10 protein-coding genes are annotated in these 12,611 nt (G+C 69.9%); 3 read left to right on the top strand and 7 right to left on the bottom strand.

The window, feature by feature from the left end:
- Positions 1-136: 136 nt before the first annotated feature.
- The 6 genes from ACQEVG_RS01030 to ACQEVG_RS01055 all read right to left on the bottom strand — a co-directional run bounded on the left by ACQEVG_RS01030 (position 137) and on the right by ACQEVG_RS01055 (position 7,527).
- Positions 137-1,891, bottom strand: coding sequence for a type VI secretion protein (locus tag ACQEVG_RS01030; protein WP_432975519.1), 1,755 nt, complete (start codon positions 1,889-1,891; stop codon positions 137-139).
- A gap of 1 nt (position 1,892) precedes the next feature.
- The gene (locus ACQEVG_RS01035; RefSeq protein WP_432975522.1) at positions 1,893-3,305 is read right to left on the bottom strand and encodes an ATP-binding protein; all 1,413 of its coding nucleotides are present in this window, start codon (positions 3,303-3,305) and stop codon (positions 1,893-1,895) included.
- A 17-nt stretch (positions 3,306-3,322) separates the two neighbouring features.
- Positions 3,323-4,891: an SCO6880 family protein gene (locus ACQEVG_RS01040; RefSeq protein ID WP_432975525.1), complete on the bottom strand. Its 1,569-nt coding sequence runs from the start codon at positions 4,889-4,891 to the stop codon at positions 3,323-3,325.
- Positions 4,888-6,213, bottom strand: a complete 1,326-nt coding sequence (locus ACQEVG_RS01045) for a hypothetical protein (RefSeq protein ID WP_432975528.1) — start codon at positions 6,211-6,213, stop codon at positions 4,888-4,890. The genes ACQEVG_RS01040 and ACQEVG_RS01045 overlap by 4 nt, the downstream gene beginning before the upstream one ends.
- Entirely contained in the window at positions 6,203-7,057 is an 855-nt protein-coding gene (locus ACQEVG_RS01050; RefSeq protein ID WP_432975531.1) for a hypothetical protein, read from the bottom strand. The genes ACQEVG_RS01045 and ACQEVG_RS01050 overlap by 11 nt, the downstream gene beginning before the upstream one ends.
- A 161-nt stretch (positions 7,058-7,218) precedes the next feature.
- On the bottom strand, positions 7,219-7,527 hold the full coding sequence (locus tag ACQEVG_RS01055; RefSeq protein ID WP_142217964.1) for a hypothetical protein: 309 nt from the start codon (positions 7,525-7,527) through the stop codon (positions 7,219-7,221).
- A gap of 560 nt (positions 7,528-8,087) precedes the next feature.
- Here ACQEVG_RS01055 and ACQEVG_RS01060 point away from each other — a divergent pair.
- From ACQEVG_RS01060 to ACQEVG_RS01070, 3 genes are all read left to right on the top strand, one after another.
- The gene (locus ACQEVG_RS01060) at positions 8,088-8,894 is read left to right on the top strand and encodes an SAM-dependent methyltransferase (protein WP_432975535.1); all 807 of its coding nucleotides are present in this window, start codon (positions 8,088-8,090) and stop codon (positions 8,892-8,894) included.
- A 69-nt stretch (positions 8,895-8,963) separates the two neighbouring features.
- A complete protein-coding gene (locus ACQEVG_RS01065; RefSeq protein WP_432975538.1) occupies positions 8,964-9,968 on the top strand; it encodes an NlpC/P60 family protein in 1,005 nt (334 codons plus the stop codon).
- A gap of 288 nt (positions 9,969-10,256) precedes the next feature.
- On the top strand, positions 10,257-10,988 hold the full coding sequence (locus tag ACQEVG_RS01070; RefSeq protein ID WP_432984920.1) for a phosphatase PAP2 family protein: 732 nt from the start codon (positions 10,257-10,259) through the stop codon (positions 10,986-10,988).
- Between the two features lie 68 nt (positions 10,989-11,056).
- Here the strand turns inward: ACQEVG_RS01070 and ACQEVG_RS01075 are convergent, their stop codons facing one another.
- Entirely contained in the window at positions 11,057-12,610 is a 1,554-nt protein-coding gene (locus ACQEVG_RS01075; RefSeq protein ID WP_432975541.1) for an FAD-binding oxidoreductase, read from the bottom strand.
- Position 12,611 lies beyond the last annotated feature (1 nt).

Below are 12,611 nucleotides of genomic sequence, written 5' to 3' on the forward strand. Positions count from 1 at the left end.
CGGAGAGCGCCGGCGGTGGTGTCGACCTTCTGCCGCCACTCGTGGCGGACCGGTCCGTGTGACGGGGCGTGGGTCAGTGGGCGTAGCAGGCAGGTTGGGGGGTGGGGCCGGCAACGCCCCTTCTTTGACGCTTGCCCTACTGGCCGAGTGGCTCCGGCCAGCGGGCGCGGGCCTGTTCGGCGGAACGGAGCAGGACCAGGGTCGGCAGTCCCTGGTCCTGACCGGTTGCCAGCAGCTCCGGAAGCCGGGGAAGCGGAGCCACGGCCGCGACGTCGTCCAGAACGAGCGTCATTGGTGGGTCGAGCCGACCGTCGGATGACCGTGCGGCCATGCGGCGGCCGTGCTCGACCACGTCTGAGGCCAGTGCGGTGAGCAGCGGCATGGCACCGGGGTGCGTTCTGGGGTCTTCGATGGATTCCCCCATCAGATAAAGGGTGCCCCCTTCGTTTATGAATGATTCCAAGGTGAGCGAATCCGTTCGGTTCGGGGTGCAAGCCTCACGGATATGGATCGAGGAGAGGGCGGAGAGAGCGCGTACGACCAACTGCTGGGCGATCTCCCGGCGTTCGGGGTGGGCGGTGAGCGCGGACTCGAGCAGGCCGGCGAGGCCGGCGGTTGCCTTGGGGTGCGTACGGAGGATGCGTACGGCGTCGTGGGCGCTGCCGCCCTGGGCCCACCGGTGGAGCTGCTTGAAGGGGCGTCCGTCCACGGCAGCGGCGTGGAGCCAGCAGCGCAGGAGCGTTTCGGCGGTGTCGGCCATTGCGGCGTCGAGGAGGGCACGGGGGCGTACGGGGGCGAGCAGGGCGGTGGCGCGGTCCTGGGCCGTGGTGGCGTCCTCGCAGTGCGCGGTGGGGGACCAGTGGAGGCGGGCCGGGGTGTCGCAGAGGTGCCCGGGGTCGTAGAGGAGTACGGGGCCGAGCTTGGCCCGGGCGTCCTTGGTCTCGGCCCAGACGGCGGGGTCGGAGGTGACGAGGAGGACGGGGCCGGCGGCGTCGAGGACGGCACGGACGGCGGCGGGGCGGCGGGTGGCGGGGTCGCCGTAGAGGATGCGGGGGGTTCGGGGCGCGGGCAGGGTTCTGTCCCATCCGCCCGTCCCGTGGTCGGCAATCTGCGGTTGCCCGGAGCCGTGCCCCGGCTGCGTAGGTTCGCCGACGGCTCCGCTGTGGCCCGGCGCTCCGTGGCCGTACAGGGTGCCCGCGTACGCGGCCGCGGGCACGGCACCCGGCTGCACGGTGGTGTCGGACCCTTGGCCCGGGTGGATGGGAGCTGTGGGGGCGTTGGGGCCTGTGGCCCCGAGAGGCGGCGTCGTGGCTGCGCCGACGCCCGTGACGCGAACCTCCGACCCGCCGGTGCCGTGCTCCGGCTGCGCCGGGTGGCCGACGGCTTCGCGGTGGTCCGTGCCGGGCCGGTAGGCGTCCGCGGCAATGGGTCCTGCGGAGGTGCCGGTGCCGTTCGCCTTCTGCTTCGACAGCGGGTTGGGACCTGTGGCCATGGGCCGGGGGCTCGCGGCCGCGGGCGGGGCCGTCGGCCGGTTCGCGCGGACCGCGCGCCAGCGGGCAGCGGTGCCCAGGACGAAGATCGTCAGGACCAGCAGGACCATCAACTCGCCGATGGCCAGGCCCCAGAACAGCCCGTAGCCCGAAAGCTCCGCCGGTGGGGCGTCCGGCCACGCCCCCGCGAGGTCGTGGGGTTTGGACGCCAGCGCGCGCATCGCCATCGGGGTCTGGGTGAAGGTCACACCCCTCGGCCAGGCGCCGTGGGACAGGACGCCCGCCAGGCCCGTCGCCGTCCAGACCAGGAGCGTCAGGCCGAGCAGAAAGCCGAGCAGGCCCACCAACAGGCCGTCCGGGATGCCACGTTCGTCCTCCCGAAAATCACGTCGGTCGCGCATGTCATGCCACCGTCGACTCGGAGGACTCGTCCAGCTGTCGGCGCTCGTTCAGTGCCGCGCGCTGCTCCGCCTCCAACTCCGCGGCCAGTACGTCCTCCGGCAGTGCCGGACCCGAGGACTCCGTCATGGCCCGGTCGGTGAAGACCAGCGGCCTCTCCGCCTCCGTCACCAGGTGCTTGACCACCTGGACATTGCCGTTGACGTCCCAGACAGCGATACCCGGAGTGAGCGTCGGGATGATCTCGACGGCCCATCGCGGCAGGCCCAGCACCCGTCCCGTCGCCCTCGCCTCGTCCGCCTTCTGGGCGTAAATCGTTCTCGTCGAGGCCATTTTGAGGATGGCAGCCGCTTCCCGCGCGGCCGCCCCGTCCACCACGTCCGACAGGTGGTGGACCACCGCCACGAAGGACAGGCCCAGTCGGCGGCCGAACTTCAGCAGCCGCTGGAAGAGCTGAGCCACAAAGGGCGAGTTGATGATGTGCCACGCCTCCTCCACCAGGAAGATGCGCTTCTTGCGGTCCGGGCGGATCCAGGTGTGTTCGAGCCAGACTCCGACGATCGCCATGAGGATGGGCATGGCGATCGAGTTGCGGTCGATGTGGGAGAGATCGAAGACGATCAGCGGGGCGTCCAGGTCGATCCCGACGGTCGTCGGGCCGTCGAACATGCCCCGCAGGTCGCCGTCGACCAGCCGGTCCAGGACGAGCGCGACATCGAGGCCCCAGGCCCGTACGTCGTCTATGTCGACGTTCATCGCCTCCGCCGACTCCGCCTCCGGATGCCGCAGCTGGTCGACGATGTCCGTCAGCACCGGCTGCCGGTCGACGATCGTCTCGTTCACGTAGGCATGCGCCACCTTCAGCGCGAAGCCGGACCGCTCGTCGAGGCCGTGCCCCATCGCGACCTCGATGATCGTACGGAGCAGGGCCAGCTGGCCGGTCGTGGTGATCGCCGGGTCCAGTGGGTTGAGGCGGATGCCGCCGTCCAGCGCCGTCATCGGGTCGAGCCTGATGGGGGTTATCCCCAGCTCCTGGGCGACGAGATTCCACTCGCCCACCCCGTCCTCGCCCTGTGCGTCCAGGACGACGACCTGCCGGTCGCGGAAGCGCAACTGCCGCAGGACGTACGTCTTCTCGAGCGCCGACTTGCCGTTTCCGGACTCCCCGAGCACCAGCCAGTGGGGGGCCGGCAGCTGCTGGCCGTACAGCTGGAAGGGGTCGTAGATATAGCCCTTTCCGCTGTAGACCTCGCGGCCGATGATCACGCCCGAGTCGCCGAGGCCCGGCGCGGCGGTCGGCAGGTAGACGGCCTGAGCCTGCCCCGTGGAGGTACGCACGGGCAGGCGCGTCGTCTCCACCTTGCCGAACAGGAAGGAGGTGAAGGCATCTGTGAAGACGGACAGCGGATCTCGCATGGCGGACTGCCCTCTCCTCAGCGTCGGATGCCGGTCGCGAACGGCAAGGTGTTCACAAAGGCCCGGTGGTGCTCGCGATCGCACCACTCCAGCTTCAGGTAGGACTTGCCGGCCGAGGCCCTGATTGTGCGCTTGTCCCGGGCCAGAGCCTCGGGTGAACGCGACGACACGGTGATGTACCCGACAAGATTCACCCCTGCCGCACCGCTCGCGAGATCTTCACCCCGCTGGTCGAGCCGCCCGTGCGCGGCGATGTCGCGCGGGTCGACGGTGCGATTCATCTTGGCGGCGCGGCTCGCGTCCGCCTCGTCGTTCGTCTTCTCGGTGAGCATGCGCTCGATGGCGACCTCGGTGGGCTCCAGGTCCATGCAGACCGCGACCGTACGGATCACATCGGGGGTGTGGACGAGCAGCGGCGCGAGGAAGTTGACGCCGACCGGGGTCATGGGCCACTCCTTCACCCAGGCGGTGGAGTGGCACCAGGGCGCGCGGGTGGAGGACTCGCGGGTCTTCGCCTGGAGGTAGGTGGGCTCCATGGCGTCGAGCTCGGCGGGCCAGGCGTTGCGTTTCGTCATCGCCTGGATGTGGTCGATGGGGTGGTCGGGGTCGTACATCGAGTGCACCAGGGAGGCGAGCCTGCCCTGGCCGAGCGGCTGGCGGACCCGGATGTCGGCCTCGGCGAGCCGGGCGCAGATGTCGGTGAGCTCGCGGGCCATGACGACGGCGAGGCCGGCGTCCTTGTCGAGTTTCCTCGGACCCGAAGCCTTCCCGCCGGAGGAGTGCCGGGCGGCGCGGGCCATGGTGTGGGCCTCGGCGGCCAGTTCACGGGAGTAGTGCATACAGGCGACGAGGTAGGCGCGGTGCTGCTCGCTGGAGGTGGAGACCATCGACTGGAGCTGGTCGTAGGAGTCGCGCAGCCAGCCGGGCGACTGCTGGTTGCCGCGCTGGGCGACGTCCTTGGCGTGTGCGTCGGGGTCGGCCGGGAGCGTACGCGCGAGCATCTGAAGGCGCGTCACAAAGCCGTCGCCGTTGGCCACATGCTTGAGCAGGGTGCCGAAGCGGTCGACGAGCGCCTCCTGGTCCTCGCTGTCGCGCAGGCCGACGCCGGGGCCCTCGATCTCGATGGCGGCGGTGACGGTACGGCGGTCGGCGTGCAGCAGTACGGCGATCTCGTCGGGGCCGAAGGGGGCGGCGAGCCAGTTGATCCGGCCGATGCCCGGGGGCGGGCCGACCTCGACCTCACGCCCGTCGAGCCGGGTGCCGGCCTCGGTGGCGGAGGAGCGGTAGAGGGTGCCGCTGCGCAGGGTGCGCTTGTAACTGCGGTTGATCTCGAACCACTTGTAGAAGGTGCGGTGCTTGTACGGGACGTACACGGCGGCGAGGGCGAGCAGCGGGAAACCCATCAGCAGCACGATCCGCAGGGACAGGACGGGGACCAGCAGCCCGCTCATCATGCCGAGGAACGCGCCGGCGATGATCAGGGCGATCTCGCCGGTCTCGCGGTTCTTGCCGACGATCGCGTTCGGCCGGGCCCGGCCGATCAGATACGTACGGCGGGGCGTGATGGGTTGGGACTGCGTCGTCAACGCCCTCCACCTCCTGTGCTCTTGCGGTTGCTGTGCGGGGTGCTGGTGCCGGGGGCGCTGCTACGGGGCGGGGGTGCGGCGGGAACGGATCCGCCCCCTCCGCCGGCCCCCCCGCCGGAATTGCGGCTGCTGTGCGCGGCCACGCCGCCGCTGATGGGGTTGGCGGGGCGCGGGGCGCTGCCGTTGCTGTCTCCGCCGCGCTGGTTGCCGCGGCTGCTGTGGGTCTTGATGCCCTGGGAGACGAGGTTGGCGGGCGAGCTGATGACGGCGGCCGCGGCGTTCTCGGCGCCGTTCTGCAGGCGGTTGTTGCGGGAAGCGACGATCTCGTCGCCGAAGCCGGGGACGAAACGGTAGATCACCGCGGAGGCGAAGATGGCGAGCAGAATGATCGAGAGGCCGGAGACGACGGCGGAGAAGGAGTCGGGTCCGTTCTCGGCGGAGAGTGCGCCCGCGAGACCCAGGACGATCGCGATCACTGGCTTGACCATGATGATCGCGATCATGATGCCGGCCCAGCGGCGGACACGCCCCCACATGTTCTTGTCGACGAGTCCGGAGTAGACGACGACGCCCAGGAGGGCGCCGACGTAGAGAAGGATCGCGCGGATGAACAGCTCGAGAAAGAGGACGCCGGCGGCGAGGATCGTGACGAGCGAGACGACGATCAGCATGATCGGCCCGCCGCCGATGTCGGTCCCCTTCTTCAGGGCGCCGGAGAAGTTCCCGAAGAACTGGTCGGTCTGCCCACTGGTGCCGCCTGCGATGACCTCGGTGACGCCGTCGGTCGCGGAGACGAGGGTGTACAGGATGAGCGGGGTGAAGGCGGAAGCGAGGACGGTGAGCCAGAGGAAGCCGACGGCTTCGGAGACGGCGGTGGTGAGGGGGACACCGCGGACGGCGCGCTTGGCGACGGCGAGGAGCCAGAGGACGAGGGTGAGGATGGTGGAAGCGGCGAAGACGATGGCGTACTGGGCGCGGAAGGCGGAGTTGGTGAAGTCGACGGTGGCGGTGGCGTTCACCGCCTTGGAGAGCTGGTCGATGGTCCAGACGGCGGCGTCGGCGCAGCCGCGGGCGAGGGAGGTGAGGGGGTCGAGGGCGTCGGTGGGGTCGAGGGGGGTGCGGTTGGCTCCGCCGGGTGCGCCGTTGTCGCAGTAGTCCCGCGCGGGCCCAGCGATGAGCTCGCACGGATCGTTGGTCTTGCCCGGTGTGGGCGTGGGCGTCGGTGCTGCGGCTGCCCGGACCGCAAACAGGAACGCTGCCGTCTGGACGGCTGCCACGGTGGTCATGATGGAGCGCAGCCGGAGGTGAGGGTTAGCGGGCATATGTGAACCCTCCGAATTCCTTGACTGCTCCAGCGATTTCGTCGGACCCGGACACGGGATTGTCACCGGTGACTGGCGTGGGCCCCGTCTTCTGGCTGGTAGCCAGGACCTTCCAGTCGGATCCGTTCCACTTCAGCTTGACGCTTACGGTGAACCAGCCGCTCGTCACCGGCTTGGTGGATTTCTCACCCGTCAGCCCGAACAGGCCCATGCACCAGACGTCGACATCAGCGGCCTCGCCCGAGAAGCTCTTGACTTTGGTGCCTGCCGGAAGGGTCCGGTTGACGAACGTGGAGCCCCCTGGGGCAGCGCCGTCGGCACTCAGGCCGATCTGAGCGAGGAAGGCGGGGGAGTAGTCGGCGTCGAACCCTGACTGGAGCTTGTCCAGCGTGCTGGAGTCGGCGATGGACTTCACGATGTTCTGACGGCGCTGCTCGTTGAACATGCCGTCAGAACCCAGCGCCACCGCATAATTCGCCGCCGCGCTCTGCGCCCCCTGCTCATCCCTCGCAAACCCCGACGGAATCCCCCCGGCCTCCCCCTTCACCGGCCGCACCCCCGTCGCCGCCGTCGGAGCCGCCCCCGCCCCCTTGTCACCCTCGGCCGAGGTGCCGTCGTCGCCCCCGCCCTGGTTCGCGAAGGCGATAGCCGCGATCAGCAGCACCACGATGCCCACCACGGTGATCAGGGAGCGTGAGTTCCGTACGGGGCGGCGGGCGCCGCCGTAGCCGTCGGTGTCGGTGCCGCCCGGCAGGCGGGTACGCGTCTGGCCCGTGCCGCCGAAGTCGTCGTCCGTGCGGCCGCCCGACTCGCCGCCGTAGCCGTGTTCGTCCCCGAGGCTCATCTCGCGTACGCCCCCTCAACCGTTTGCAGTGCCGCGTAGTACGACCCGTAGTACGACGGTAGTCGTGCTGCTTCCCGCGCGGGCGCGGTGTGGTGACTCGACATCAGGGAGACGCAACCTCGAAGGGTGGGCCGGGCACGCCCGGAGGGTCTGACGGGCGGTTAGACAGCCATCCCGTACACGATGGTGAACAAGGTCCCCAGTGACCCGATGATGAAGACACCGGTAAGACCGGCGACGATCAGGCCCTTGCCCTGCTCCGCGCTGAAGGTGTCGCGCAGTGCCGTCGCGCCGATGCGCTGTTTGGCCGCGCCCCAGATCGCGATGCCCAGGCAGAGGAGGATGGCAACCGCCATCACGACCTCGATCATCACCCGCGCCTCGTTCCCCAGGCTCCCGAAAGGCCCCCAGTTCGGGGCGATTCCGCCGATGATGGTGGTGATGTCGCCCTTTTCGGCTGCCAGGATCATGTAACTCACCGCCCCTGTTGGGTTGTTCAGTGCCCTGCCCCTCGGCATGGGCCGTCGCTCTATCTTCGCTGATGAAACCGCCCGCGTAAGCCGCCTTGGCGGGTCTCTTTACCCGATCTCCGCACGTATGACCGATCGCGCCGCCCTGACCTGCGGCGGCGAGGGCCGGGGTGATGCGAGAAGTGCGTATGGTCACTCTATGTATCACGGAGGGTGACCCCGGGCAATGACTGTCGTTGTTCCACCTGTGGGGCGCACCCTCGGCCGAGTGCGCGGGGCGCCGACGGGTCAGCGCTTGTAGGGCGGTGGCCACTGCCGTTCCTACGCCGGGGAAACGGTGATGCCCGCCTGGCCGCGCTCACGCCCCCGCCTGCGCGGCTGTCCCGGCGTCCCCGTATATATAGATCCGCGTGTCCCCCGTGGCGGAAGCAGTCCACTCCTGTGGTCCATGGGGACGGCGGGCCGGGCGAGGACGGTTCCGCCGGGCGGAGGAGTTCGGCGCCCCCGCACCCTGCCTCCAACAACACCCGTGCCAGGCGGAGTTGGTTATCTTGGTCCCTGTGACCGACAACGCGCACTTACTCGCCCGGATCGACGCCACGCGCCCGCACACCGCCCGGATCTGGAACTACTGGACCGGCGGCAAGGACAACTACGAGGTCGATCGCGAAGCCGGTGACCAGATTCGCGGGCTCCACCCCGGCATCGGCGACTACGCGATCGCCGACCGGCTGTTCCTGGGGCGGTCCGTGCACCATCTGGCCGCCGGTGTCGGCATCCGGCAGTTCCTCGACATCGGCACCGGGCTGCCCAGTGCCGACAACACTCACGAGGTCGCCCAGCGTGCTGCGCCCGACGCGCGGATCGTGTACGTGGACAACGACCCCCTCGTGCTCGCGCATGCCCGCGCCCTGCTCACCAGTACGCCCGAGGGCCGCACCGACTATCTCGACGCCGATCTGCGCGACGTGGACACGATCCTGGAGCGCGCCGCCGGGACGCTCGATCTCACCCGGCCGGTCGCGCTGATGCTGCTCGGCGTGGTGATTTTCATCGAGGACGACGAGGAGTCGTACGAGATCGTGCGCCGCCTCATGGAGGCGCTGCCCGCGGGCAGTCATCTCGTGCTGTCCCACACGATCACCAGCCCGGCGATGCCCGATGTGGACGCGGCCGTCGCGTTCTGGAACGAGCACGGCACGCCCCGGCTCACCCAGCGCACCCCGCAGCAGCTCACCCGGTACTTTGACGGGCTCGACATGCTGGAGCCCGGACTGGTGTCGTGTTCCCGCTGGCGGCCGCCGGCCGCCGACGGTGAAGAGCCCGCCGAGGTGGCCATGTTCGGCGGCGTCGGACGCAAGCCGTAGGCGCGCGGGTGGAAACGGGCTGGAACACGGCGCGGATGGGGGAGGGTTGAGGGCGTGCGGAAAGTCTGGGTGGCCAGTGGGATCGGGCTGGGGCTGTGCCTGAGCTTCGTCGCGCTGCTCGTCGTGGGGACGTACTCCGCGGCCGCCGGGCTCTTCGGTGGTGCCAACGGCGTCGGCGGGCGGGCCGTCGGGCTCGCCAAGGGTGCCGTGCCCGCGCTTTATCAGCCGCTCGTGCAGAAGTGGGGCAACCTCTGCCCGGCCATCAACCCGGCGCTGCTGGCCGCCCAGCTCTACCAGGAGAGCGGCTGGAACCCGAAGGCGCAGAGTCCCGCCGCCGCGCAGGGCATCGCCCAGTTCATCCCCGGCACCTGGGCGGCGCACGGCATCGACGGGGACAAGGACGGGGACAAGGACGTATGGGATCCGGCAGATGCGATTCCGTCTGCCGCGTCATACGACTGCGAGTTGGCCGGATATGTAAAGAAGGCGCCCGGCGATCAGACCGACAACATGCTTGCCGCGTACAACGCGGGCGCCTACGCCGTCATCAAGTACGGGGGCGTGCCGCCGTACCGCGAGACGCAGAACTACGTCAAGGTCATCCGCACGCTGGAGAAGAGCTTCGCCAGGCCCATCGGGCGGGTCGAGCCGTCGCGGCAGGCTGCCGGGGCGATCTACTTCGCGCAGCAGAAGCTCGGCACGAAGTATCTGTGGGGCGGCAACGGCACGCCTGAGCAGGGTGGACGTTTCGACTGTTCGGGGCTGACGCAGGCCGCGTACCGGACCGTGGGTATCGAGCTGCCACGTGTCGCGAACGATCAGTACAACGCCGGTCCGCATCCTTCGCGCGACGAGCTGCTTCCCGGCGATCTCGTCTTCTTCTCGGACGACCTCACCAATTCACGGGCGATCCGGCATGTCGGGCTCTATGTGGGCGGCGGGTACATGATCGACGCTCCGTACACCGGGGCCGTGATCCGTTTCGACAAGATCGACACCCCGGACTACTTCGGCGCGACGAGGGTCACCAAGGATGGCGCGAAAGCGCTGCCGACGACCGTCCCGGAAGCCTGATGAAGCGTCGGACGTGGCCGGAACTGTCTGCAAGGCCAAGGCCCTGAGCTGCGACGATGTATCACTCTTCGGTAACGTCATGGTGATCTTTCGGTGGAGAGTGGAACGTACACAGGGAATGGGCCGTTCCCTGGACGGGTACAGCCGCACTGACCATGCAGCAGACACCGCACTGACCACGGGGGTTGGTAGAGGCGAGGCATCCGGAAGGGGCGTCGCGCCAGGCAACAAGGCAAGGGGCTGCAGCAGATGGCCGGACTCGCAGTGGGCTTCCCCGTGACGGAGCCGATGGGGTCCCCCCTGACACAGTCAAGGGGAGGGTCCGACCCCGACCTCAGCCTGCTCTACGGCATCAATGGTCTCGCCAAGGACGCCCCGTCGTGGCTCGACCGCACGATGGAGTTCGTCGGCGAATACGGAATCATGCTCGCGCTCGTCCTGGTCGTGCTGTGGTGCTGGTGGAGCGTGCGCAGGCGCGGCACCGCCGAGGACTCGGTCGCCGCGGTCGCCGGGCTGATCTGGACGCCGCTGGCCGCGGGTATCGCGCTGCTGGTCAACATCCCCATCCGCGGGTTCGTCGAGAGACCGCGGCCGTTCGTCGAGCACCAGGGCATCGAGGTCCTGGTGCTGGGGAAGACCGACTACTCCTTCGTCAGCGACCACGCGACGCTGGCGATGGCAATCGCCGCCGGGCTCTTCGTCGCCCACCGCAGGTTCGGCTTCGCCGCGATCGGGCTCGCACTCGCGGAGGGCTTCTGCCGGGTCTACATGGGCGTGCACTACCCGACCGACGTGGTCGGCGGCTTCGCGCTCGGCACGGCGGTGGCGCTGCTGCTGGCGCCGCTCGCGCTGGCACTGCTGACGCCGCTGGTGTCGGCGGTCGCCGGGTCGGGGCGGGTGGGGTGGCTCGTACGGTCGAAGCGGGCGGAGGGCGGTCCTGAGGGCCGGCCGGAGACGCTCGGCATCCCGGAGCCGAAGACCGAGGGCTCCGGGAACGGCGAAAACGATCTCGCGGCGTGATCGCCCGACGGCTCAGGGAGCCCGGCCGGCCGGCGCGGGACCGCCCCAGCGCCTGGTGGGGCCGTCGGCTAGAGCGCCTGCGGGAAGGTGAAGATCAGGTCCGGGTCGTACTGCTTCTTCAGGCGGGTGAGGCGGTCCGCCGCCGGGCCGTAGTACGCCTTGCGCCAGTCGGTCAGTGTGGGGTCGATGTAGTTCTGATAGGCCGCGCCGGACGCATGGCGGCGCATCCCCGCATGGGTGTTTTTCAGCCAGGCCTGCTGGGCCGTTCCCGCTGTCCCGGGGCGCCAGGACGCGATGTACTGCGCGAGCACCCTGGAGCGCCGGTGTACGAACGACGTCGCCAGCGGGTCCACGCGGTTGACCGCCCCGCCGAGTGCGGTCAGCGCGACGGAGCCGCCGCCCTGTCCGGGCTTGATCCGGGTGAACGCCTCGACCCCGGAAATCAGCGCGCGCAGCCCGGCCGGTGAGAGATCGCGGTCGAAGAAGTCGGAGGCCGCGGCGTACGTCTCGCGCTGCAGCGCGCCCTGCTTCGTACGGCCCGGAGTGGTGCCCGGCAGATGGCACTGGGCCTCACTGAACGTGGCGCAGCCCGCGTACCCGAGCATCGCCTCGCGGTAGCCGCGGCGGCGCACCGAGACCGACCGCGCCGGCGAGCCCGCCCGGTCGGCGAGCCGGTCGAGGGCGTTGCGCAGATCGCCCTCACCACCGAGCGAGAACGCGGCGACGGACAGCGTGGGTGTGCTGCCGGGACCCGCGGCGAGGTGCGCCGACGACCAGATCTCGTCCGGCTGCTCCGGGCCCCAGCGCTGCCAGGCGGCAAGCACCGCCGGGGCCTTCGACCAGGGCCAGGTGAGATAGGCGGTGACGGTCGGGGGCGTGGGATGCGTACGGAACCGGAGCCCGGTGACGACGCCGAAGTTGCCGTTGCCCGCGCCGCGCAGCGCCCAGAAGAGGTCCTTGTTCTCCTTCGCGCTCGCCGTCAGCAGCTTGCCGTCGGCCGTGACGACGGTCGCGGAGACGAGGCTGTCGCAGGTCAGTCCGTACGCACGCGAGGTGACGCCGTGCCCGCCGCCGAGGGTGAGCCCGGAGACGCCGACGGAGGGGCAGGAGCCGGCGGGGATGGTGCGGCCGCTGCGCGCGAGGGCGTTGTAGACGTCGATCAGCTTGGCGCCCGCACCGATGGAACCGTCCGCCGTGACGCGGTTGAGGGACGACACATCGATGACGAGACGGCCGTTGCCCGACGACCAACCGGCATAGGAATGGCCGCCGTTGCGGATGGAGACGGGCGTGCGGTGGGCCCTGGCCCAGGCCAGGCACTCCTTGACGTCGTCAGTACCGGCGACATACGCGACGGCCGCGGGCTTCAGTGAGTCGAAGCGCGTGTTGTAGAGCTGCCGGGCGGCGGGATACGCGGCGTCCCCGGGCCGTACGAGCTTCCCGTCGAGCCCGCGGGCAAGCGCCGTCCAGTCCGAGCCCGCCGCGGAAGCGGTGGCGGATCTGCTCCGGGTGGTCGTGGTTGTCGTGGTGGTGGCCGCCGTCGTGCCAGTGCCGCCCTTCTTGCCTGTGCAGGCGGCAGCGGTCAGAACTACAGCGGTGGTGAGCAGCGCGCGCCGGTCCATG

Source organism: Streptomyces sp. CA-135486, assembly GCF_050936555.1.
In the GTDB taxonomy this organism is placed as follows: domain Bacteria; phylum Actinomycetota; class Actinomycetes; order Streptomycetales; family Streptomycetaceae; genus Streptomyces.